Source organism: Pedococcus sp. P1_H8 (assembly GCF_056405175.1).
Window position 1 is genome coordinate 60,246 of sequence record NZ_JBFUCP010000007.1, and the last position, 21,319, is coordinate 81,564.

General features: G+C 70.1%; 20 protein-coding genes and 1 pseudogene. 14 read left to right on the forward strand and 7 right to left on the reverse strand.

Annotation, left to right across the window (positions count from 1 at the left end):
• Positions 1-2 precede the first annotated feature (2 nt).
• From AC1DYG_RS11375 to AC1DYG_RS11390, 4 genes are read left to right on the forward strand one after another with little or no spacing between them, the layout of a single operon-like run.
• Entirely contained in the window at positions 3-1,055 is a 1,053-nt protein-coding gene (locus tag AC1DYG_RS11375) for an SDR family oxidoreductase (protein ID WP_477639973.1), read from the forward strand.
• Positions 1,052-2,302: an aspartate aminotransferase family protein gene (locus AC1DYG_RS11380; RefSeq protein ID WP_477639974.1), complete on the forward strand. Its 1,251-nt coding sequence runs from the start codon at positions 1,052-1,054 to the stop codon at positions 2,300-2,302. The genes AC1DYG_RS11375 and AC1DYG_RS11380 overlap by 4 nt, the downstream gene beginning before the upstream one ends.
• A 3-nt stretch (positions 2,303-2,305) precedes the next feature.
• Positions 2,306-2,767, forward strand: coding sequence for a type II toxin-antitoxin system RatA family toxin (locus tag AC1DYG_RS11385; protein ID WP_477639975.1), 462 nt, complete (start codon positions 2,306-2,308; stop codon positions 2,765-2,767).
• Positions 2,764-3,249: a flavin reductase family protein gene (locus AC1DYG_RS11390; protein ID WP_477639976.1), complete on the forward strand. Its 486-nt coding sequence runs from the start codon at positions 2,764-2,766 to the stop codon at positions 3,247-3,249. Before AC1DYG_RS11385 ends, AC1DYG_RS11390 begins: the two co-directional genes overlap by 4 nt.
• Here the strand turns inward: AC1DYG_RS11390 and AC1DYG_RS11395 are convergent.
• Entirely contained in the window at positions 3,246-4,994 is a 1,749-nt protein-coding gene (locus AC1DYG_RS11395) for an ABC transporter ATP-binding protein (RefSeq protein WP_477640265.1), read from the reverse strand. The genes AC1DYG_RS11390 and AC1DYG_RS11395 overlap by 4 nt on opposite strands.
• A 38-nt stretch (positions 4,995-5,032) precedes the next feature.
• The gene (locus AC1DYG_RS11400; protein ID WP_477639977.1) at positions 5,033-6,742 is read right to left on the reverse strand and encodes an ABC transporter transmembrane domain-containing protein; all 1,710 of its coding nucleotides are present in this window, start codon (positions 6,740-6,742) and stop codon (positions 5,033-5,035) included.
• Between the two features lie 95 nt (positions 6,743-6,837).
• On the opposite strand from AC1DYG_RS11400, the gene AC1DYG_RS11405 reads away from it, so the two are divergent.
• From AC1DYG_RS11405 to AC1DYG_RS11420, 4 genes are all read left to right on the forward strand, one after another.
• Positions 6,838-7,611: an SURF1 family protein gene (locus AC1DYG_RS11405; protein WP_477639978.1), complete on the forward strand. Its 774-nt coding sequence runs from the start codon at positions 6,838-6,840 to the stop codon at positions 7,609-7,611.
• Positions 7,574-7,957, forward strand: coding sequence for a DUF3817 domain-containing protein (locus AC1DYG_RS11410; RefSeq protein ID WP_477639979.1), 384 nt, complete (start codon positions 7,574-7,576; stop codon positions 7,955-7,957). Before AC1DYG_RS11405 ends, AC1DYG_RS11410 begins: the two co-directional genes overlap by 38 nt.
• 108 nt (positions 7,958-8,065) lie before the next feature.
• Positions 8,066-9,631, forward strand: coding sequence for a glutamine-hydrolyzing GMP synthase (gene guaA, locus AC1DYG_RS11415; RefSeq protein WP_477640266.1), 1,566 nt, complete (start codon positions 8,066-8,068; stop codon positions 9,629-9,631).
• A gap of 3 nt (positions 9,632-9,634) precedes the next feature.
• Positions 9,635-10,366, forward strand: a complete 732-nt coding sequence (locus AC1DYG_RS11420) for a lysophospholipid acyltransferase family protein (RefSeq protein ID WP_477639980.1) — start codon at positions 9,635-9,637, stop codon at positions 10,364-10,366.
• A gap of 68 nt (positions 10,367-10,434) precedes the next feature.
• Here AC1DYG_RS11420 and AC1DYG_RS11425 read toward each other — a convergent pair whose 3' ends face one another.
• Entirely contained in the window at positions 10,435-11,964 is a 1,530-nt protein-coding gene (locus AC1DYG_RS11425) for an outer membrane protein assembly factor BamB family protein (protein ID WP_477639981.1), read from the reverse strand.
• Positions 11,965-12,196: 232 nt separating this feature from the next.
• Here AC1DYG_RS11425 and AC1DYG_RS11430 point away from each other — a divergent pair, with 232 nt between their 5' ends.
• Positions 12,197-12,667 carry a hypothetical protein gene (locus AC1DYG_RS11430; protein ID WP_477639982.1) on the forward strand — a complete coding sequence of 157 codons (471 nt, stop codon included), beginning with the start codon at positions 12,197-12,199 and terminating at the stop codon, positions 12,665-12,667.
• 110 nt (positions 12,668-12,777) lie between these two features.
• Here AC1DYG_RS11430 and AC1DYG_RS11435 read toward each other — a convergent pair whose 3' ends face one another.
• Positions 12,778-14,490, reverse strand: a complete 1,713-nt coding sequence (locus tag AC1DYG_RS11435; RefSeq protein WP_477639983.1) for an NAD(P)/FAD-dependent oxidoreductase — start codon at positions 14,488-14,490, stop codon at positions 12,778-12,780.
• 64 nt (positions 14,491-14,554) lie between these two features.
• On the opposite strand from AC1DYG_RS11435, the gene AC1DYG_RS11440 reads away from it, so the two are divergent.
• The gene (locus AC1DYG_RS11440; protein ID WP_477639984.1) at positions 14,555-15,991 is read left to right on the forward strand and encodes a hypothetical protein; all 1,437 of its coding nucleotides are present in this window, start codon (positions 14,555-14,557) and stop codon (positions 15,989-15,991) included.
• Between the two features lie 82 nt (positions 15,992-16,073).
• Here AC1DYG_RS11440 and AC1DYG_RS11445 read toward each other — a convergent pair whose 3' ends face one another.
• On the reverse strand, positions 16,074-17,357 hold the full coding sequence (locus AC1DYG_RS11445) for an RNA polymerase sigma factor (protein ID WP_477639985.1): 1,284 nt from the start codon (positions 17,355-17,357) through the stop codon (positions 16,074-16,076).
• A gap of 76 nt (positions 17,358-17,433) precedes the next feature.
• On the reverse strand, positions 17,434-17,784 hold the full coding sequence (locus tag AC1DYG_RS11450) for a YciI family protein (protein WP_477639986.1): 351 nt from the start codon (positions 17,782-17,784) through the stop codon (positions 17,434-17,436).
• Between the two features lie 335 nt (positions 17,785-18,119).
• Here AC1DYG_RS11450 and AC1DYG_RS11455 point away from each other — a divergent pair.
• Positions 18,120-18,407: pseudogene (locus AC1DYG_RS11455) on the forward strand (FHA domain-containing protein); the annotation flags it as partial.
• Positions 18,408-18,566: 159 nt separating this feature from the next.
• Positions 18,567-19,268: a hypothetical protein gene (locus AC1DYG_RS11460; protein WP_477640274.1), complete on the forward strand. Its 702-nt coding sequence runs from the start codon at positions 18,567-18,569 to the stop codon at positions 19,266-19,268.
• Between the two features lie 53 nt (positions 19,269-19,321).
• Here the strand turns inward: AC1DYG_RS11460 and AC1DYG_RS11465 are convergent, their stop codons facing one another.
• Complete coding sequence (locus AC1DYG_RS11465) at positions 19,322-20,323, reverse strand: AraC family transcriptional regulator (RefSeq protein ID WP_477639987.1); 1,002 nt, start codon at positions 20,321-20,323, stop codon at positions 19,322-19,324.
• Between the two features lie 50 nt (positions 20,324-20,373).
• Between AC1DYG_RS11465 and AC1DYG_RS11470 the strand changes: the two genes are divergently transcribed.
• On the forward strand, positions 20,374-20,667 hold the full coding sequence (locus AC1DYG_RS11470; protein WP_477639988.1) for a YgaP family membrane protein: 294 nt from the start codon (positions 20,374-20,376) through the stop codon (positions 20,665-20,667).
• A gap of 50 nt (positions 20,668-20,717) precedes the next feature.
• On the forward strand, positions 20,718-21,317 hold the full coding sequence (locus AC1DYG_RS11475; RefSeq protein ID WP_477639989.1) for a DUF1326 domain-containing protein: 600 nt from the start codon (positions 20,718-20,720) through the stop codon (positions 21,315-21,317).
• The last annotated feature ends 2 nt before the right edge of the window (positions 21,318-21,319 follow it).

A 21,319-nucleotide genomic window follows, 5' to 3' on the forward strand; every position in this document is an offset into this window, starting at 1 on the left:
ACATGTTGGTTCACCGGAAAACCGTCCTGCTCACCGGCGCCACCGGCGTGGTGGGCCGCGCCCTCATCGACGAGCTCAGCATCGATCACCGGGTCATCTGCCTTCGGCACCGGACGCCGGTCGCGGACTGGCGGGTGCGCGAGGTGCACGGCGCCGTGGGTGCCGACCTCCTCGGCCTCAGCCCCGCGATCTATGCCAACCTCTCCGGCCGCGTGGACCTGGTCCTGCATGCTGCCGCCACCACCAACTGGAAGGTGGAACCGGAGCAGATCCGCCAGGCAAACGTGTCGGGCACGGCCAACGTGGCGCAGTTCGCCCACGATGCCGCCGCACCGCTGATGTTCGTGAGCACCGCGTTCGTCGCCGACCCGCCCTCCGACACCGACGAGCGGTTCGCGGGTGCGCGGACCTACATCCGGTCCAAGATCGAGGCCGAGCGGATAGTTCGTGACGCGAGTGGCGTCATCATCCGCCCGTCGGTGGTGATCGGTGACACCCGCACCGGGCGGATGAGCGCCTTCCAGGGGCTGCATCGCGTGGCCGGTCAGATCGCCCGCGGGATGGTGCCGATCATCCCGTGCTCCGCGACCTCCCTGACGGACGTCGTTCCGCTCGACGTGCTGGGCGAGGCGATCGGTCGACTGGTCCGCGGTGGAGTGCACAGCGGGGAGTACTGGATCACCGCAGGCGACCAGGCACTGACCGCCGGCGACATGGTCGCGGCCAGCGTGCAGCTGGGCAACGCCCTGGGCGCCGCGCCGCCCACCCCCCGCTTCATCGATGCCGAGGCGGTTGACCGATTGCTGCTGCCCTTGCTCGACGAGGCCCTGACTCCGGCTCTTCGCAAGGTGTTCCTCGAGATGCTCGAGAACACCTGGCTCCTGCAGGCGCCGAGGCCGCTGCCGTCCTCGATGGCGGAACTCGGGATGGCCGACCGGATGGACCACGGCGTGCTGCTCAGGGCCTTCTCCCGCTCGATCGCCTACTGGGCCAAGGCCAAGGGGCTGGACCCCGAGCCGGCTGACTTCACGCTCGAAGAGGAACGCGCATCGTGACCGCAGTCGCGGCGCCCCCAACCCTCGAGGAAACCGTGCTGCGGCAGTACCGGGACCACCTTGGCTCCGGTCGGGCAGCCGTGGGGCAGTTCCTCGGCGGGATGGCGGAGGAGCTGTCCGAGGGCGCATGGATCACCGACACGACTGGTAGGCGCTACCTCGACATGGGTGGGTACGGCGTCTTCATCCTCGGGCACCGCCACCCTGGCGTGGTTGCGGCGGTCGAACGCCAGCTCCACCGGCACCCGCTTGCCACCCGGACCCTGTTCGACCCGGTGACCGCGCAGGCAGCGGAGCTCCTGGCCAGCGTGACCCCTGACGGCCTGGACCTGGTCCACTTCGTCAACTCGGGCGCGGAGGCGACCGAAGCCGCCATCAAGCTCGCCAGGGCGTCCGGTCGCAGCAAGCTCGTCACGACGACTCGCGGATTCCACGGCAAGACGATGGGTGCCCTCAGCCTCACCGCGAACGACGTCTTCCAGGCGCCGTTCCGACCGCTGTTGGATGCGTCGGTGGTGCCTTACGGCGAGGTGGACCCGCTGCGGGCCATCCTGAGCGAGCACCCCGGCGAGGCGGTCGTCATCCTCGAGCCGGTGCAAGGCGAGGCCGGTGTGATCGTGCCGCCAGCCGGCTACCTGCGTGCGGTTGCAGAGGCCTGCCGGCTCCATGACGCGATGCTGGTCGTCGACGAGATCCAGACGGGGCTCTGCCGGCTCGGGACCTGGTGGGGCTGCGACGCCGAGGAGGTCGTCCCCGACGTCCTCCTGGTCGGCAAGGGGCTGTCAGGGGGCGTCATGCCGGTCGCGGCAATGGTGGCCACCCGCGAGGCCTACGCCCCGTTTGCCAAGGACCCTTACCTGCACACGTCAACCTTCGCCGGCTCACCGCTGGCCAGCGCAGCCGCCGCCGCGGCGGTCACCGCCATGATCGAGGAACGCACGGCTGACCGCGCCCGAGACCTCGGCGCCAGGCTGCTTTCCGCGATCCGGGACGCCTGCGAGGTCGCCATTCCGGGGCTGGCGACCGTGCGAGGGCGCGGGCTGCTCATCGGCGTGGAGTTCGCTGATCCCGGCCTGGTGGGCGAGGTTGCCCTCCAGCTGATCGAGAACGGTGTCATTGCCTGCCACTCGCTCAACTCCTCACACGTCCTTCGCTTCACACCACCGGCGCTGCTCGATGACGCGCAGATCGCCTACTTCCAGCACGCGTGGACCACATCACTCGCCGAACTCACCAAGGGGACCTGACCGATGCGATCAATCACACTGCACCTGCACGCACCGCACGTCGCGCCAGATGACGCGTTCGCGCGTCTCGCGGACTTCGAGCGATATCCAGAACTGGCCGACACGGTCCAGAGGGTCGCCATCACGGAGCGCAAAGCCGACGGCACGGTGCTCTCCGAGTGGCTGGTCCGGTTTCGCAACGGGTTGCTCGCCTGGAGGGAGGAGGACACCATCGACCCCGAGTCCCGGACGATCTCGTTCGTGCAGACCGCCGGGGACTTCGACGACTTCCGGGGGAGGTGGGAGGTGCGGCCCGACGACGAGTCCGGCTCTGTGGCGACCTTCGAGGCGACGTTCGACCTGGGCATGGCCAGCCTCGAGGCAATCCTCGATCCCATCGCCGAGGCCGCGCTCCGGTCCAACATCACCCTGATCGCCCAGGGCCTGCTCGGTGGACCCTCGGTGGTGGAGCTCGACCCGCGATGATCGCCGTCGATGAGGCGGCTGCTGAGGCGAGCAGCTGCCTGCGCCTCTACCGCCGGCTGGCGTCCGGGGTGAGCGTGATCTCGGTCGCCGACGGCGGGCAGGCCCGGGGCATGACGGCGTCGTCGGTGACCTCGGTGTCCCTGGACCCGCCGCTCCTGCTCGTGGCGATCGCCAGCACCTCGGCGACCCTGACCCACATCCTGCGTCAGAAGTCCTTCGGGGTGAACCTGCTGAACCAGGACAGCCGGTCGGTGGCCGAACGCTTCGCGACCCGTCGTGCCACCGAGCTGGACTTCCTGCCGCGCCCGGTGCTCGGGGTGCCGGTGCTGGCGGATCCGCTTGCCTGGGCGGTGTGCCTGCTGGAGGACGAACGCCCTTGCGGTGACCACCACCTCGTCATCGGCCGCATCGTGGCGGCCCACACCAGCCCGGGCCGGCCGTTGGTCTGGCACGACAGCGCCTTCGCCGAGCTGCTCGGCTAGGACCGGCCCGCGACGCCCGTCGCGGCGTTGGGCTGGTCGCGCCACGAAGCCCACAGCGCGGCATACGGGCCATCGGCGGCGACCAGCTCGTCGTGCGTGCCGATCTCGCTGACCACACCGTCCTCGACCACGGCGACGCGGTCCGCGTCGTGCGCGGTGTGCAGCCGGTGGGCGATCGCCACCACCGTGCGGCCCTCGACCACGGCCGCCAGCGAGCGTTCGAGGTGGCGGGCAGCGCGCGGGTCGAGCAGCGACGTCGCCTCGTCCAGCACGAGCGTATGCGGGTCGGCGAGGACGAGCCGGGCCAGGGCCACCTGTTGCGACTGGGCCTCCCCGAGGGTGTGCCCACCGCTGCCCACGACGGTGTCGAGGCCCTCGGGCAGGTCGGCGGCCCACTCGTGGGCGTCGACGGCGCGCAGGGCCTCGTCGAGCTCGTCGCGGGAGGCGCCCGGCCGGGCCAGCAGGAGGTTGTCGGCGAGGGTGCCGACGAACACGTGGTGCTCCTGGGTCACCAGCGCGACCTCGCCGCGGAGCCGGCCGAGGGTGAGGTCGACCAGCGGCACGCCGCCCACCGCGACGCTGCCCTCGCGCGGACCGTCGATGCCGGCCATCAGGCGGCCGAGCGTCGACTTGCCGGCGCCCGACGGGCCCACGATGGCGAGGCGTTCGCCCGGTCGCAGGTCGAGCGACACCCCGCGCAGCACGTCGTGACCGGGACGGTAGGCGTAGCGCACGTCGTCGACGGCCAGGTCGGAACCTGACGGCTCCTCGCCGGTGGCGACGCGGTCGGGCGGCACGTCGCCCACTCCGATCACCCGGGCCAGGGACGTCGCGCCCACCTGGATCTCGTCGAGCCAGCCCAGCACCTCGTCGAGCGGGTTGGTCATCTGGTGGATGTAGAGCGTCACGGCCGTCGCCGCCCCGGCCGTGATGTGGCCGTCGATGGCCAGCCAGCCGCCCCAGAGCACCGCCCCGGCGGTGGGGACGTAGTAGCCGAAGACCACCGCCGGGAACCAGTGCAGCCGCAGGCCCAGGGTGTAGCGCTCGGCGTTGAAGCACTCGCGCAGCGCCTCGTGGAACCGCGCCCGCCGCGTGTCGGTGAGCGACAGCGCGTCGATGGTGCGGGCTCCGTCGACGGTCTCTGCGACGACGCCGTTGAGCTGGGCGTAGGTCGCCCGCTCCCACAGGTAGCCGTCCGAGGCGTGGCGCAGGTAGCGCCTGGTCGAGAACCAGTAGAACGGCAGGCCGAGCAGGATCGGCAGGGTCGCCAGCGGCGAGGTGAAGAGCGCTGCCACCGTCGTCATGAGCACCGTCATCGACGCGACGAACAGCGACGGGATGCCGAACCGCACGACGTGTGACAGCGCCTCGACGTCGTTGGTCGTGCGCGCGACGAGGTCGCCCGTGCCGGCCCGCTCGACGGTGGACAGGGGCAGGTTGACCGCGCGCCCGACGAACTGCTCGCGCAGCTGGGCGAAGATCGTCTCACCGAGGATGAACGACCAGCGCCGGGCGGCCCACGTCAGCGCCGTCTGGGCGACGACCGCCGCGGCGAGGCCGATCGCGATCCTGTCGACGGTGCCGGTGTCGCCACGGCCACCGCCGACGACGTCGACGAGCCGTCCGACCAGCCAAGGGGCGGCGAGGGCGGCGAGCGCGGCCAGGGCGTGCAGCCCGAGGACGCGCGTGACCAGGCCTCGGTGCTCGCGCACCAGGCCGCGGGTGTGCTGCCAGACCCCGGCCATGTCGGCGATGGGCAGCGTGCGACGGGCATGGTCGGTGATCACTGGTCGTCCTCCTCTCCGCGGATCACGATGTGTCGGTATGCCGGGTGGGCCAGCAGCTCGCGGTGCGTGCCGGTGGCGATGGCGAGGCCGTCCTCGAGGAGCACGACCTCGTCGGCCTGCCCGAGCAGCAGCGGGCTGACGGTCGTGAGCACCGTCGTGCGTCCGCGACGGCGGGCCGCGAGGCGTCCGGCGATCCTGGCCTCGGTGTGCGCGTCGACCGCGCTGGTCGGCTCGACCAGGACGAGGACCGGCGCGTCGGTGAGCAGCGCCCTCGACAGGGCGAGCCGCTGACGCTGCCCGCCGGAGTAGGAGCGGCCGCGCTCCTCGACGGTGCCGTCGAGCCCGTCGGCCACCGCGTCGAGCACGTCGAGCGCGCTGGCGGTGGTGAGGGCCGCCATCACCGCGCGGTCGGAGTCACCGCCGAGCTGCTCGCGCAGGACACCGGTGAACAGTCGCGGGTCGGGCTCGCTGACGACGATGTGGCGGCGCACGTCGGCGATCGACAGGTCGTCGAGCCGGGTGCCACCCCAGGTCGTCTGGTGCGGGCCGGGACCGTGCCGACCGAGCCGGTCGGCCAGGGCGGACGACTCCTCGGGCCGGGCCGAGACGATGGCCGTCAGCAACCCGCCGCGGATCACGGTGCCGGAGAGCGGATCCACGAGGTCGGCGTCGTCCGCGGGCACGGCGGCGGTGCCGGGCCGAGAGGCGTCGTGGTCGGGCTGGACCGCCATGACCCGCAGCATCTTGCCGGCCGCGATCTGCGCCCGGATGCCGCGGTCGACCACTTCGATCGCTGTCTGCAGCGGCATGGTGAGGAAGGCGGTGTAGCCGTAGAAGGCGACGAGCTGACCGGCCGTGATGTCGCCGGTGACCGCCTCGCGGGCGCCCAGCCAGGTCACGAGGACCACGAAGATGCCGGGGATGAGGACCTCGGCCGAGTCGAGGGCCGCCTGGATGCCCGCCACCTGGAAGCCGCGCTCGCGGACCTTGGCGGACTGCTGCTCGTAGCGGCGCAGGAAGGTCTGCTCGCCACCGATGCCGCGCAGCACGCGCAGTCCGGCGACCGTGTCGGCGCCGAGCGTGGTCAGTCGTCCGGCCTCCTCGCGCTGCCGGGCCTGACGGCGCTGGAGGGGGCGCACGATGAGACTGAGGCTGGCCAGCATGACCGGGCCGCCCAGCAGCACCAGCCAGCCGAGGGCGGGGGAGGCCGCGAGCAGGATCGCGCCGACGACGGCATAGCTGACGACCGCGCCGGAGAACCGTCCCATCACGTCGTAGAGCCCACCCAGGCGCATCACGTCGTTGGCGAAGACCGCGACCACCTCGCCGGAGGGCATGGTGCGGGTCAACGCAGGCCCCGCGCGCTCGGCTCCCTGCGCCGTGAGCTGGGCGCCACGGTAGGACGCGAACAACCAGTTGTAGACGGCGAAGTAGTGCCGGATCGCCGCCGTGACCGCGCAGATCGCTCCGAGTCCGATCAGCACCAGCGACCAGCGGACCAGGCCACCGAGGTCACCCGGGACGATGCCGTCGTCGACGCCCTTGCCGACCGCGGCGGGCACCAGCGCGATCGCCAGCATCCACGCCATGCCCGCCAGCATCCCGAGCACCTGGGTGCGCCACTGCTGCCGACCGACCCAGAGCATGAACCGCGCGGTGCTGCGGGTGTCGGGTCGGCCGGGGTCGGGAAACGGGATCGTCTGCATCAGGGTCCCCACGGTAGGGCGCACCCCCGACGCTCCGACACCGATTTTCCGTCCGCCCGGTCAGTGCTCCTCCAGGCGTCCCGTAGCCTGACCCGGTGCTGCGAACCGCCCTCAAGCCCCGGTGGCTGGGCCTGTTCGCCCTCCTGCTCGTCATCATCGCCGCCTGCACCCAGCTCGGGCTCTGGCAGCTGCACGTCGCCCAGGACAAGGGCCTCGCCGACGCCCTCCGCGAGGCCCACGAGGCACGCCCGGCCCTCATCGACAGCGTCGTCCACCCGCACGAGGCCTTCCCGAACCCCCAGTCCAACCGTGCCGTTACCGCGATCGGCACGTATGCCGCGTCCGACCAGTTCCTCGTCGGTCCCCGGCGGCTCGGGGGACGGACCGGCTACTGGGTCGTGACCCCGCTCGACGTGACCGAGACCGGTGCCCGGCTTGCGGTGGTGCGGGGCTTCGTCACCGACGTGACCCGACCGCTCGAGCCACCGGCCGGCCCGGTCGCCGTCGACGGCTCGCTGGCGCCGGGGGAGGCCCCCGCCGCGGCGCCGACCGGAGTGCCGCCCTGGCCGCGTCCGGCGCGCGGCTCGATCGACTTCTCGCTGCTCGTCAACGAATGGCCCGGCGAGCTCTACAACGCCTTCGTCTTCGCCCAGACGGAGAGGAGCGCCACCGGCGTCGCCATCCCTGCCCCGGCGGGCCTCGGACGGGTGCCACCACCCGAGGTGACGGGCGGGCTGAAGTGGCGCAACGCGGCATACGCGCTGCAGTGGTGGATCTTTGGCGGCTTTGCCGCGTTCATGTGGTTCAGGATGGTGCGAGAGGATGCCCAGCATGACCCAGCCCTCGAAGGAGACCCAGAGCGTGAGTGAGCCAGCCAGCGGGAGCGGCATCAAGGACGTCGAGGCGGCCCGCAAGGCGCTGGGCTTCTTCAAGGTGATGGCGTTCGTCGTCGGCACGGGGTTGTTGATCCTCGTCGCCGAGATGGTGCTGCGCTACGGCTTCGACAACCACGTGCTCGACTGGTGGCCGCAGCCGCACGGGTTCATCTACATCGTCTACCTGGTCGCCACGGCAAACCTGGGTTTCAAGGTGGGCTGGTCGCTCGGCCGGATGGTGCTGGTCATGCTCGCCGGAGTCGTGCCGTTCCTGTCCTTCTGGGCCGAGCGCGTGGTCGCGAGTGAGACCGAGGCGCGGCTGGCAGCAGCCCGCCGGTAACCTGTGCGCGTGAGCGACCCCGCAGCCGCCGACGTGGTGACCCAGGCCCAGGACGACGACCGCGTCGAGGCCCCCGACGCCGAACGGTCGGAGGAGCCGGCCACGCCCCTGCAGGCGCGTCCGGTGCTCGTCGTCGACTTCGGCGCGCAGTACGCGCAGCTGATCGCGCGGCGCGTCCGTGAGGCGAAGATCTACAGCGAGGTCGTGCCGCACACCATGAGCACGGCAGAGCTGCTGGCCAAGGACCCGGCGGCCATCGTGCTCTCGGGTGGTCCTTCTTCGGTGTATGCCGATGGCGCACCTGAGCTCGACCGCGCCGTCCTCGAGGCCGGGGTGCCGGTGTTCGGCATGTGCTACGGCTTCCAGGCGATGTCCCAGGCGCTCGGCGGCACCGTGGCCCACACGGGGCTGGGGGAGTACGGCGCGACCCCGGCCGAGATCTCCGACACCGAGTCGACGCTCTTCAACGGCCAGCCCCTGGAGCAGTCGGTCTGGATGAGCCACGGCGACTCGGTCACCGAGGCGCCCGCCGGCATGGCGGTCACCGCCTCGACCGCCGGTGCTCCTGTCGCGGCCATCGAGGACGACCGGCGCAAGCTCTACGGCGTGCAGTGGCACCCCGAGGTGATGCACTCGACCTTCGGCCAGCGGGTGCTCGAGAACTTCCTCTATCGCGGCGCGGGGCTCTCCGGTGACTGGACCGCCGCGAACGTCGTCGAGGAGCTCGTCGAGTCGATCCGCGACAAGGTCGGCGACTCGCGCGTGCTCTGCGCCCTGTCCGGTGGCGTCGACTCGTCGGTCGCCGCGGCCCTCGTGCAGAAGGCTGTGGGCGACCAGCTCACCTGCGTCTTCGTCGACCACGGCCTGCTGCGCTCCGGTGAGGCCGAGCAGGTCGAGAAGGAGTTCGTGGCTGCCACGGGCGTCGACCTGGTCGTCGTGGACGCGCGCGAGCGGTTCCTGTCGGCGCTCGCCGGGGTGTCCGACCCGGAGGAGAAGCGCAAGATCATCGGGCGCGAGTTCATCCGCGTGTTCGAGCAGGCTGCGCGTGACGTCGTCGGCACGCGCGGCGACTCCGACCACCCGGTGGAGTTCCTCGTGCAGGGCACTCTGTACCCCGATGTCGTGGAGTCCGGTGGTGGCACCGGCGCGGCCAACATCAAGTCGCACCACAACGTGGGCGGGCTCCCTGACGACCTGCAGTTCAAGCTCGTCGAGCCGCTGAGGTCGCTGTTCAAGGACGAGGTCCGCCAGGTCGGGCTCGAGCTCGGGGTGCCCGAGGCGATCGTTTGGCGCCAGCCGTTCCCGGGCCCCGGGCTCGGCATCCGGATCGTCGGCGAGGTCACCGGCGAGCGCCTCGACATCCTGCGCGCGGCAGATGCCATCGCCCGTGAGGAGCTCTCGGCGGCAGGTCTCGACCGTGACATCTGGCAGTGTCCCGTGGTGCTGCTCGCCGACGTTCGCTCGGTGGGCGTGCAGGGCGATGGCCGCACCTATGGCCACCCCGTCGTGCTCCGTCCGGTGTCCTCCGAAGATGCCATGACCGCAGACTGGACCCGAGTGCCCTACGACGTGCTGGCCAAGATCTCGACCCGGATCACCAACGAGGTCCGCGAGGTCAACCGCGTCGTGCTCGACGTCACGAGCAAGCCGCCGGGCACCATCGAGTGGGAGTAGTGCGTGCGGCCAGGTAAGGCGCGCGGCCTGAGCACGGCCAGCGTCAACGACGCTGTGAGCCGGGCTGTGATGCGCTACGTCCTCATCGGGCCGCCGCTCAAGCTGCTGACCGGCCTGCACGTCGAGGGTCGCGAGAACGTGCCGCGCGACGGCAGCCTCATCGTCGCGTCGAACCACCTGTCGTTCATCGACTCCATCGTCATCCCGCTGGCCTCGGGTCGGCAGGTGCACTTCCTCGGCAAGGCGGAGTACTTCCAGGGCTCCGGGTTGCGGGGCGCGGCCGTGCGGTGGTTCCACTCGACGGCTGGGACCATCCCCGTCGACCGATCCGACCCGCGCGCTGCTGCCGCGTCGCTGGAGATGTCCGAGGACGTGCTGCGCCAGGGGGAGGCGTTCGGCGTCTATCCCGAAGGCACTCGCTCACCCGACGGCCGCCTGCACCGCGGCCGCACCGGTGTCGCACGAATGGCCCTCTCGACCGGGGCAACGTTGTTGCCGTGCGCCGTTATCGGCACCGACCACGTCCAGCCGTCCGGCTCCAACGGCTTCCGCCCGGCGAAGGTCACGGTCAAGTTCGGTATGCCGGTCGACGTGGCCGGATTGTCCGCTCGCTTCCAGAAGGCAGCTCTGCTGCGCGCGATCACGGACGCCACGATGGACGCGATCGGTGAGCTGTCCGGACAGGAGCGCTCAGGCCTCTACGCCTCCGACGTCAAGGCGGCCATGGGCGGCTGAGCCCTCCGGCCGGGACGGATGCCGTGGCACCGGCCCCGGTCGGAGGACACCTCGCACCCAGGTGGGTGTCAGAGGCCGAAGGCGTACAGCTTGTTGTTCGGCGTGCTGAAGCCGAAGTTGCTGTAGCCCGAGCCCCAGAACACCTGGCCGTTCGAGATGGAAGCACCCGAGAGGCAGCCGCCCCCGCTCTTGAACGTCCACTTGATCTGGCCGGTCGCTGCGTCCATGGCGTACATCCAGCCCTCGGGGTCGAGGGAGCAACCGAACACCACGCCGTTGGCCGTCGTCACGGGGCCGGACGTGCCGCCACCGTGTGTGGGTCGGGTCTCCCAGAGAACCTGGCCAGTTGTGGCGTCGAGCCCGGTCCACACGCCGTCAGTGGAGCCGTGCCACGGGACCAGGTTGCTGTTGGCGTTGGCCGTGTAGACCCGCTTGCCGTCGACCGCCGAGCCCCACTGGAGCCCGCCGGCGGTGCCGCCGGGGCCGGCCTGGGTCACCCACAGCACCTCACCGGTGTCGGCCTTGACTGTCCAGTACTGGCCGCTCTTCTGGCCAGCGCCCACGACGTCGAGGTTCTTGCCGCGGGCGTCCTTGACAGTGAACAGCGCCGGTGCCTGGCCGAAGTCGTAGTCGGGGCCCGCAGGCTCGGGACAGTTGACCCCGTCACCGAAGAACGGGATGCACCCGACCGTCCAGGCGTCGAAGTCGATCGCCCGGGTGCGCCACTTGATCAGCCCGGTGTTCAGGTCGAGGGCCAGAATCGAGTCGAAGTAGTCATCCGGTGGGAGGCAGGCGGCACGCTGCTCGGACGTCGAGGCGGCCTCGACGCACTGGAGGACGGAATCCGGCACGTCGTAGTTGTTGCCGGTCGCGATGTAGACCGAGTTGCGCTTGGTGTCGATCGCTGGCGAGCTGCCCCACACCGCGTTGCCGGGGTAGCCCACGGGTGCTGTGTAGGTCTTCCAGAGCAGCGCCCCGGTCTGGAGGTTGAGCGCCGCCATGCTGCCGCGGAACGAGCAGCAGGGATAGGTGCCGCTCGCGGAGAGGGCCTCCTCCTGCGAGGCGACACCGACGTAGACGACGCCGTTGTAGATCGTCGCCGACTGGGTGATGATCGCGGCGAAGTGGCTCTCCACCTGGGTCTTCCACAGGAGGGTGCCGGTGTCCTTGTCGATGCCCATGACGGCACCGCCGCCGCCGAACGGTCCCTGGTTGCCGATGACGAGGATGCCCTCGGAGATGGCGGGCGTCGCTCGCGCCTTGTCGCCGGGGATGCCGGTGTACGAGGAGATGGTCTTGGCCCACACCTGCTTGCCGGTCGCGCGGTCCACGGCGTACAGGTTGCCGGCCCAGTCGGGTACGTAGACCCGGCCGCCCTCGACCGCCGGTGTGGCCGACACGTCGCCCCCGGTGGTGAACTGCCAGACCTGCTTGAGGTTTGCCACGTTGGCTGCCGAGATCTTGCTCTCGCTCGCCGCGAACCTCGTGTTCTGCCGGTCGCCGCCGGCGGAGCTCCAGGTATTACCACCCGGCGAGGCGACTGCCGTTCCTCCAACCATGAGGCCTGCCACGGAGGCCAGGGTGACCAGGACCTGCATTCGGCGTCTTCTCATCGGATGTCCTTTCCGGGTGGTGACCCGGGCGCCGTCGACCGGGCCAATCCATCAACGCTAGACGCCTGGGCACGGGCGGTCCATGGCACGAATGGGTCAGCCGCACATCAGGAACACGTCACTGGAGCCACGGGAATGCTCTTCAGCACCAAGGACATTCGCGGTACTGCGCTGTTTGCATCTGCTGTTGGACGGATCAGGGTGGCATGGTGTCTGCGTGAGCGGACCGTTGGGAGCGGGCGACCCGCAAGCCTCGGGCGGATTGCTGGGCAAGCCGCGTGGGGAACTGGGCCGGGCCCTGGTCCTCGCCATGGTGACGTTGCTCGTGTGTGACGTGGTCGGTGGCTTCATTGCCGTCGCAACGGGCGTCGACACGTGGGACCACGCGTGGGGCTTCGACACCGAGTCCACGGTGCCGCTCCCGGTCGGCGTGGTTCAGCTCGCCCTGGCCTGGTTGGCCGGCCGCGAGGTGCGGCCTCCCGTTGGTCTCATCGCGGCCGTGCTACTCAGCACGTTCTGCCTGGCCAGCCTGTTGTTCGGGTCGTTGGATGGTGACCTCAAGGGCAACATCGCGTCGGCTGGGTGGTGGTCCTGGGGGGTGGTCTGGGGATTTGTGCTGCTTTTCGTCACTGGCGGGGTCGGTGTGCTCGCCACAGCCCAGGCGAGGCGGCTTCGCCGGCATCGCTGATGGTCCGAAAATGCACGTTGGCGGCTCAGGTGTCACGCCGTTGGGGAGCTCAACCGTCTTGAGGACAGCTGCCATGGCGACCACCTCCACTCGCCCACCGCGGGCAGCTGTCAGCTGCCCGCGGAGTCCACCAGCTGCAGGTACTGATGCACCTGCTGGATCGCGACGGACCCTTCCCCGGCGGCAGATGCCACGCGCTTCACCGAACCCGAACGCACGTCGCCCACCGCGAAGACTCCCGGCATCGACGACTCGAACACGAAGGGCGCCCGGGCCAGCGACCAGCCGTTGCTCGCGGCCCCGGTCACGACGAAGCCGTAGCGGTCGCGGGCGACCTTTTCGGGCAGCCAGTCGGTGTGCGGCTTCGCGCCGATCAGGATGAACACCGCGTCGGCAGGCAGAGTCTCGCTGGTGCCTCGCCCGGAGTCGTGCAGGGTGAGGCTCTCGAGCTCTCCGTCGCCCGTTCCGTCGACGATCTCGGTTCGGTACCGGACGTCGATGTTGAGCTGTCCCTCGATCTCCTCGATGAGATAGCGCGACATCGTCTCGGCGAGCGTGGTGCGTCGCACCAGGATCGTCACCTTGCGTGCGTGCGCGGCCAAGTGGACAGCCGCCTGTCCGGCCGAGTTGCCGGCCCCGACGACGAAGACCGTGCGTCCGGTGAACCGTTCCGCCTCCGAGGCGGAGGCGCCGTAGAAGACACCTCGTCCGACCAGCTCGTCGAGGGAGGGGATGCCGAGGCGGCGGTAGCTGACCCCCATGGCGAGGACGACGGCGCCAGTCGCGATCTCCGCACAGCTCGACGTGGTCAGGTACAGCCGGTCGGCGTCGCTGCGGATCGCCTGGGTCTGGCACATCTGCAGGAACGTTGTCCCGAACACCCACGCCTGCTGGTGCGCCCGGGTGGCGAGGTCGGCACCGGTCACTCCGCGCTGGAAGCCCAGGTAGTTGCGGATGAGCGAGCTCGACCCGGCCTGCCCGCCGATCGTCTCGCGTTCGATCACCAGGGTGCGCAGCCCTTCCGAGGAGGCGTACACCGCCGCGGCGAGCCCGGAAGGCCCGGCGCCCACAACGGTGACGTCGTACTCGCGGGAGCCCTGCAGGCGGGTGCGCGCGCCGTACGCTTCGGCGATCTCGACGTTGGTCGGGTCGACCAGAACCCGCCCGTTGCGCTGGACGACGACGGGAACGCCTGCGTCGGCCTCGCGGACCTCGTCCAGGATCTGCCTTCCCGCTGGCGAACCTGTGGGGTGGAAGACGAAGGGCACCCGGTTGCGGCTGAGCAGGCTGCGCAGCTCAGAGGCGCGGGCGTTGCCCGCCTCGGCGACGATCGTCAGCTCCCTCGACAGCGACGCGTCTGAGCCGACCCACTCGTGGAGGTTCTCGGTCACCGTCCGGTGGAACAGCTCGTCGGCTGCCCGCCAGGGCTTGATCAGGTAGTAGTCGATCTGCCCGAGGCCGATGCCCTGGCGCAGCGGGTGGGCGGTGGCATCCATCGCCCACTCGCCCCACGAGATCAGGAGGAGCCGTCGTGAGTGGGGGAACAGCTCCCTTGCCTGGGCCAGGAGCTCGCACCCCGTGCCGTCGGGTAGCCACTGGTCGGACAGGACCAGGGCCACCCGCTCGCCTGCCTCCCGAAGGGCGGTCAGCTGGTCCAGCGCCGAGGTGGCCGCCCGGGCGGTCCGGATCTGGTAGGCCCGGCCGTATCGGTCATTCAGCTCCCTGCCCAGGAGCTCGATGGCGTCCGGGTCGTCGTCGACAGCCAGGATGACCGGACGTCGCTCGGGTGGGTCGACGTCGCGCGGAGCCGGAAAGAGGGCCACGGCCCCATTGTGACGTCATGGATTCGTTAGAGACGAGCCCCGGCTTTCTTGGGACACTGAGTTCATGACCGAGTCCTTGACGCTGCCCGAGGCCAGCGAGGCGGTTTCGCGCTACGCGTGGGGCGAGGCGTTCCAGATCTTCGCGGCGGCCGACGCTGTCGCGCCGCTGGGTCCCGATGAGCTCGACCAGATGGCCGAATGCGCCTGGTGGATCGGCAAGATGCGCCACTGCATGGCCCTTCGTGAGCGCGCCTACGAGACACACCGGAAGCAGGGCAACCCGCGCCGGGCTGCTCACGTGGCGATCGACCTTGCCCAGCACTACGGCGACCTCGGTGAGCGCGGCACGGCCACGGCGTGGCTGCAGAACGCCACCCGGCTGCTCGAGGGAGAGCCCGAGAACGCCGAGCACGGGTGGCTCAGCTTCGCGCGCAGCATCGCGGCCCGCGACGATGGCGACCTCGATGCGGCGGTCAAGTGTGCCGAGGAGGCTGAGGCCCTGGGCGCACGTCATGGCGACAAGGACCTGTTCGCACTGGGACACGCTTTCCGGGGCATCGGCCTGGTGTACACCGACGACCCCGACCGAGGCCTGTCCATGGTGGAGGAGGCGACAGAGGGCGCCGTGGCCGGGGACCTCGGTGCCCGGGCGACCGGAATGATCTACTGCATGATGATCGCGGTCAACGCCCAGGTTGCAGACTGGCAGGCGGCGGGTCGCTGGACCGAGGCGGCCACGCGATGGTGCGATCGGCAGGCGATCAACGGCTTCCCCGGTGTCTGCAGGGTCCACCGCGCCGAGATCCTGCGCTTGCGAGGGTTCCTGTTCGAGGCCGAGGAAGAAGCTCTGACAGCCACGACAGAGCTGGGCTCCTTCAACCTGATGTTCTCCGCGCTCGCCTTCCGGGAGCTGGGCGAGGTCAGGCTCAAGATGGGTCAGATCGACGCCGCTGAGGAGGCCTTCCGACAGTCCGAGGAGATGGGCGTGACCCCGCAGCCGGGTCTTGCCCGGGCCCTCGTCCAGCGGGGTCGCCCGGGGGCGGCCGCCACGGGCCTGCGGCGGATCCTCGGCAGCAAGGGCATGGGTGCACTGGAGCGAGCAAAGCTTCTGCCCACTCAGCTCGAGGTCGCCCTGATGCTTGACGATCTCTCGACGGCGCGGACGGCCGCGATCGAGCTGGCCGAGATCGCCGCGAACCACCGGACGCCCGCCTTGCGGGCGATCGCCGACGCCGGCGAGGCCGCGGTCCTCCTCGCCCAGGGCGAGCTCGCCGAGGCCGAGAGGGTGGCACGCAACGCGCACCGGCTCTTCACCGAGATCGACCTGACCTACGAGGCCGCCCGGGTTTCCTCCCTGCTCGGTCGCATCCACGAGTCAGGGGGCGACCTGGGTCGTGCCCGGGCACAGCACGAAGCCGCACTGGAGACGTACGCCAGGATCGGTGCCGTGGTGGACGCCGCGGATGAACGGGCGGTCCTCTCCACCTACGACGTCGCCTAGGTGCTTCAGTTTCACTCGGCACGGGCGGCTTGGATTGGCACGGGCGGCTTGGATTGGCACGGCGGCGGCGTGGTACCGGGACCTACCCAAGGTCGGCCAGCGCCAGGTTCTCGTCGGCTCGACGCTGCAGCACTGCCCGCTCTGCCTCGTTCCTGGTGCGGGAGGCCGCTTCGGTGAAGGCCTCCGCTGCCTCGGCCTGCCGACCGGCCCGCTCGAGCAGGTCGCCGCGCACGCTCGGCACGAGCGGCGAGTCGCCGAGCTGGTCGGCAGGCACGTCCCCGAGCACGGCGAGTCCGGCTCCCGGGCCGAACGCCCGGCCGTGGGCCACCGCGCGGTTGACCTCGACGACCGGTCCCGGGGCCGCCTCGGCGAGGATGTCGTAGAGCCTCGCGATCCCACGCCAGTCGGTGTCCTTGGCCGTCTTGGCCCGGGCGTGCTGCGCGGCGATCGACGCCTGGAGGAAGTACTTCCCGACCGGCTTCCCCCGCGCGGCGAGCACCTCGGCCTTCTGCAGCGCGGCCAGACCACGCCGGATCAGCAGCTGGTCCCACCGGCTCCGGTCCTGAGACTCCAGGAGCACCGGCACGCCGTGCTCGTCCAGCCGCGCGCCCATCCGGGAGCCCTGGATCTCCAGCAGCGCCTGCAGTCCGAGCGCCTCGGGCTCGTGGGGGGTGAGGTCAGCCAGCATCCGGGCCAGTCGGATGCCCTCCGTCGCGAGGTCCGGCCGCATCCACTGCTCGCCGGCGGCGGCGGCATACCCCTCGTTGAAGATGAGGTAGATGACGGCCATGACGTCGTCGAGGCGCTTTTCGCGGTCCGGCCCGGTCGGCAGCTCGAAGTCCACGCGGGCTTCGTAAAGCGTCTTCTTCGCTCGCGAGATCCGTTGGCCCATGGCGGATTCGGCGACCAGGAAGCCCCGGGCGATCTCCCCGGTGGTGAGGCCGCCCACCAGACGGAGGGTCAGCGCCGCCCTCGATTCCGGGGTGAGGGAGGGGTGGCAGGACAGGAAGATGAGGCGCAGCACATCGTCCTCGATGTAGTCGGCCTGGGCGTCGAGGTCGGGCACCTGCTCCTCCTCTCCCGCGACGTGGGCATGCTCGAGTTCCTGGGTCTTGCGGCGCAGGTTGTCGGCGCGACGGAAGTGGTCGATCCCGCGACGCTTAGCGGTGGTCATCAGCCACGCAGCGGGATTGGTCGGCACGCCCGCGGTCGGCCACTGCTCCAGGGCGGCCACGAGCGCGTCCTGGGCGAGGTCCTCGGCGAGCTCGACATCGCGCGTCATCCGGGTGAGCGCGCCGACGAGTCGGGCCGACTCCGCGCGCCACGCGGTGACGACTGCCTCCGCGGTCGTGGTCTCGGCTGACACGTGCCGAGCCTACGAGACCGGGCGCCGCGCTTCGGGTGGCGCCCGGTCTCATGAAGCCCTTGGTATGCCGCGGGGGTCAGGCGTCGGCCGCCTCCGGCGGCGCCTCCGAGATCTGGCGCAGGGTGGCGACCATGCTGCACTCGGGCCAGTACTTCGCGTGCAGGTCGGCGAACTCCTGCTGGCCTGCGATGGCCTCCTCGAGGGTGTCGTACTGCAGGAGGGCCCACCCGCCGACGACCTCCTTGGCCTCGGCGTACGGGCCGTCGACGCGCGAGGTCTCGCCCTTGCGGACGACGAAGTTGACCGCGTCCTCCGTGCCGTACAGGCCGCCCCCGTCGAGGAAGGCACCCTTGGCGGCCTGCTCGCCGATGTAGCCGTCCATCGCGTCGAACAGCGCCTGCGGCGGCGCGCCGATTCCTTCTTCCATCCTCACGAATCCCATGAAACGCGGCATCTGACCTGGTCCTTTCGGGGTGGGTTGTTGCTCTGTCGCACGTACGTCGAACGGCGAACGGCCTCTTCGACATCGGCTCACGAATGTTTCTGTTCACGAATACTGCTTGAACCCGGTACGCCTACAGGGTGGCAGGCCCCCGAGGATCTCGATCGGCTGCAGACCTCGCCCGAGTGCGTCTACTTGATTGCGGTTGGTGGGTTTCCGCGGGACCATCGGGGTGAAGGCGCTGTTGGACGACGAGGCATCCGCCGGCGCCGGGGGAGGGGATCATGGGCGATGGGGACCCAAGCACCACTCGCGAATACATGCGTGGAGACGCGGCTGCCTGGTTGGTCGATGCCGCGGACGGCACGTCGTGGACGCTGCCGGAGGACCTGACGGAGTTGTCCGTGGGTCGGGAGGAAACCGCTGACCTCTGGGTCGACGACCCGAATGTCTCGCGGCGACACGCGACGCTGCGCCGCTACGGCGGGTCGTACGTCTTGGCAGACGAGCGATCGCGCAACGGGACGTTCGTCAACGATCACCAGATCCAGGCCGCGACGTCCTTGCAGGACGGCGACCGCGTGAGGGTCGGAGCGACCACGCTCGTCTTCCGACAACCCGGGGCCAGTGGGGGTCGACAACCCGCGGCCAGTGGGGGTCGTCAACCCGCGGCCAGTGGGGGTCGTCAACCCGCGGGCAGCGAGTTCCGCCAACCGCCTCCGTCCACGGCGCCGCGGGCGAGGCCACGACGCCGAAGAATGGGGAAGGTGCTGGCCATCTCGGCGGTGGTCAGCGTCCTTGGCATCGTCGCGAACTCACTGACCACGATCTTCTCGCACAGCGGCAACCAGTGGTTCCGCTGGCTTCTGGCCCCGGCGGCGACTGTTGTCTTCGGCATGGCAAGCGCCGTGGTGGGCGAGTGGGGTAGCGCGGCGGACGAGACCCAGACTCTCGGCGAAGAGCCCTCCGAGGGATGGCGTCCACCTCCGGCGCCACGGCGTAGCGGCGGTCGGGCCATGGCGGGTGTCCTCACCGTCTTGTTGGTGCTCGGAGTCGGCGGGGTGGCGGTGACCGCAGGTGTCCGCGCCGTCGTCGGACAGTTCAGCAGCGTGAACCGACTCTCGGGAGCCCCCGTGGTGGGAGGGAACAGCAAGGTTCGGCTCACCGTCAGCCAGGTGCTTCAGGGCACCCGCAGCACCTCGGTCGAGCTCACCGGACTCGGCTCGGGCACCCAGGTGGTCCAGCTGCCCGCGGGCTTTGCACATCTCACCGCCGCGGATGGCACCACCCTGGAGGTCGATGTCCTGGGAAGTCACTGGTCGCCCACGCTCACGCCGGGCGTCCCCCAACGTGGAACGCTCAAGTTCGATGGTCGTTTCGACGACACGGTCTCGTCCGTCACGCTGAGCTTCACGTTCGGTGACGCAGTGTCGGTGAAGAAGATCCCGCTCGTCCCTCCGCCGTCCTGACCCGCGGGCGGTCGGGCGGTGCGGGCCTAGCGGACTCAGCGGGTCGTGCCGGCTCAGCGGGCGCTGCGCCAGATGCTCGGTGCCAGCTCGTGGTCGCGTTTGAAGGCGCGGCTGAACGCCTCCTCCGACTCGTACCCCACCCGCGGTGCGATCGCAGCGACGGGCAAGGTCGTCGTTCGCAGCAGGTCCTCCGCGACGTGCATCCGCCAGCCGGTGAGGTAGCGGATCGGAGCGAGCCCGAGCACCGAGCGGAAGCGTTCGTCGAGCACGGTGGACGAGACGGTGGCCTCGCGCGCGAGGTCGGCGAGCGTCCACTTGCGGCCCGGGTCGCCGTGGATGGCCGCCATGGCGGGCGCGACGACGGGGTCGCGCAGGGCGGCGAGCCAGCCGGTGTCGGTCGCGGGCGCGTTGGCCAGGTGCAGCTTGAGCACCTCGCGCAGCAGGAGCTGCGGGATGTCGGTCGGCGCGGCGATGCGGTCGTGGGCGACCTGGCTCGTCTGCTGGAGGACGAGGTCGCTGCTGGCCTTGACCCACTTGCGAATCGGTCCCTCCGGTGGGGTGACGACGAACACCGGCGGAAAGACACCCAGGCTCGGGTCGAACAGCCGGTCGTCACACGCGAGGAAGCCACACACGAGCTCGCTCCGGGCACCCCCGAGGCCATGGACTATGTGTGGCAACGCATTCCACGGCGGCGGGTCGATGAGCTGCATGACCGGCACGATCTCGGCCGTCTCGTGCCCGCCCATCCGGTGCTGGTCGTTGTAGGGCAGCACGATGACGTCGCCCTCGTGCGCCCAGACCCTGTGCGACCCGGCCTCGATCCAGCAGCTCCCCGAGACGACGACGTGGAAGATCACGATCTGCGCGGCACCGGGAGCCAAGACCGCGGCCAGGTCCTGCGACGCCATCGACTCGTACGCCCACGCCTCGGTGTACTCGCTGTGCAGGAAGATCGCGCCCGACAGCTGGACCTTGGCCAGGGCAACGGAAAGGGCGGCGGATCGATCAGCTCCCGCGGCATCCCGGTCATGGTCGGCGCGCCCGATCGTCATGAGACTGAGTGTGTCAGCACGAAGTGCAAAGAAGCCTGAAGGAGATGGCCATGCAGCTCGACCAGCTGGAGGTGGTGAGGTCCCGAGCCGACCGGTTCAACGCGACCACGTTCTCGCAGTGGATCAACGGACCGAGCGGACGCGTGTTCCGGTTCGTCGCCGGCGTCGCGTGGCTCGCCTTCGCGGTGACGTTCCGCGAACACTGGTGGGGGATCGCGGCAGGGGCGTTCGGCCTCCTCCCGCTCACGGCAGGCAGCTTCGACATCTGCTGGATCAGCGCTGCCCTGGGCGGGCCGCTCCAGGGCAAGACCATCCGCCGGAACGCCGCGTTCAGGGGCCGTTGACGGCCTCGAAAAGCGGCGGGAGACTGGGGCTCTGGGGCAAGGAGGGTCCAATGTCGTGGAACCTGACCGGTAGCTATGTCGAGACGTGTTCGTGCGAGCTCATGTGCCCGTGCAACCTGTCCCTGGATCACGGAGCCACCTACGACTTCTGTCGCGTGACTCTCGTCTTCAACGTCAAACAGGGAGCGGTCGACAGCACCGACATCTCAGGGTGCAAGGTCGCCCTGATCGCGGATACGCCCAAGGTGATGACTGAAGGCAACTGGCGCGTAGGGGTGTTCGTCGACGCCGCGTCGGACGCGCAGTTCGAACAGCTCGTGCAGGTCTTCAGCGGCCAGCTCGGTGGGCCGATGGCGGGACTCGCGCCGCTGATCGGTGAGATGTTGGGCGTCGAGCGGGCCACCATCGACATCGAGGACGACGGGCTGCGGCACAGCGTCCGCGTCGGCGACGTCATCGACTTCGAGATCGGGGACATCGTGCCGTTCGGGGTTGAGTCCGGCGAGCCGGTGAAGTTCTCCGGGATGTTCCACCCCGCTGGTTCCGACCTGACCATGGCCGAGGCAAAGCGGTCGAGGATCAACGCCTTTGGCATCGAGTACGAAGGGAAGACCGGGCTCTCGAAGTCCGACTTCGCCTGGACCGCCTGAGC

Excerpts from the sequence above, each read along its gene's own strand:
- AC1DYG_RS11375 (WP_477639973.1), top strand. The coding sequence starts at position 3 with ATGTTGGTTCACCGGAAAACCGTCCTGCTCACCGGCGCCACCGGCGTG.
- AC1DYG_RS11385 (WP_477639975.1), top strand. The coding sequence starts at position 2,306 with ATGCGATCAATCACACTGCACCTGCACGCACCGCACGTCGCGCCAGAT.
- AC1DYG_RS11390 (WP_477639976.1), top strand. The coding sequence starts at position 2,764 with ATGATCGCCGTCGATGAGGCGGCTGCTGAGGCGAGCAGCTGCCTGCGC.
- AC1DYG_RS11395 (WP_477640265.1), bottom strand. The coding sequence starts at position 4,994 with ATGGCCGGGGTCTGGCAGCACACCCGCGGCCTGGTGCGCGAGCACCGA.
- AC1DYG_RS11400 (WP_477639977.1), bottom strand. The coding sequence starts at position 6,742 with ATGCAGACGATCCCGTTTCCCGACCCCGGCCGACCCGACACCCGCAGC.
- AC1DYG_RS11410 (WP_477639979.1), top strand. The coding sequence starts at position 7,574 with ATGACCCAGCCCTCGAAGGAGACCCAGAGCGTGAGTGAGCCAGCCAGC.
- AC1DYG_RS11425 (WP_477639981.1), bottom strand. The coding sequence starts at position 11,964 with ATGCAGGTCCTGGTCACCCTGGCCTCCGTGGCAGGCCTCATGGTTGGA.
- AC1DYG_RS11440 (WP_477639984.1), top strand. The coding sequence starts at position 14,555 with ATGACCGAGTCCTTGACGCTGCCCGAGGCCAGCGAGGCGGTTTCGCGC.
- AC1DYG_RS11450 (WP_477639986.1), bottom strand. The coding sequence starts at position 17,784 with ATGGAAGAAGGAATCGGCGCGCCGCCGCAGGCGCTGTTCGACGCGATG.
- AC1DYG_RS11465 (WP_477639987.1), bottom strand. The coding sequence starts at position 20,323 with ATGACGATCGGGCGCGCCGACCATGACCGGGATGCCGCGGGAGCTGAT.
- AC1DYG_RS11470 (WP_477639988.1), top strand. The coding sequence starts at position 20,374 with ATGCAGCTCGACCAGCTGGAGGTGGTGAGGTCCCGAGCCGACCGGTTC.
- AC1DYG_RS11475 (WP_477639989.1), top strand. The coding sequence starts at position 20,718 with ATGTCGTGGAACCTGACCGGTAGCTATGTCGAGACGTGTTCGTGCGAG.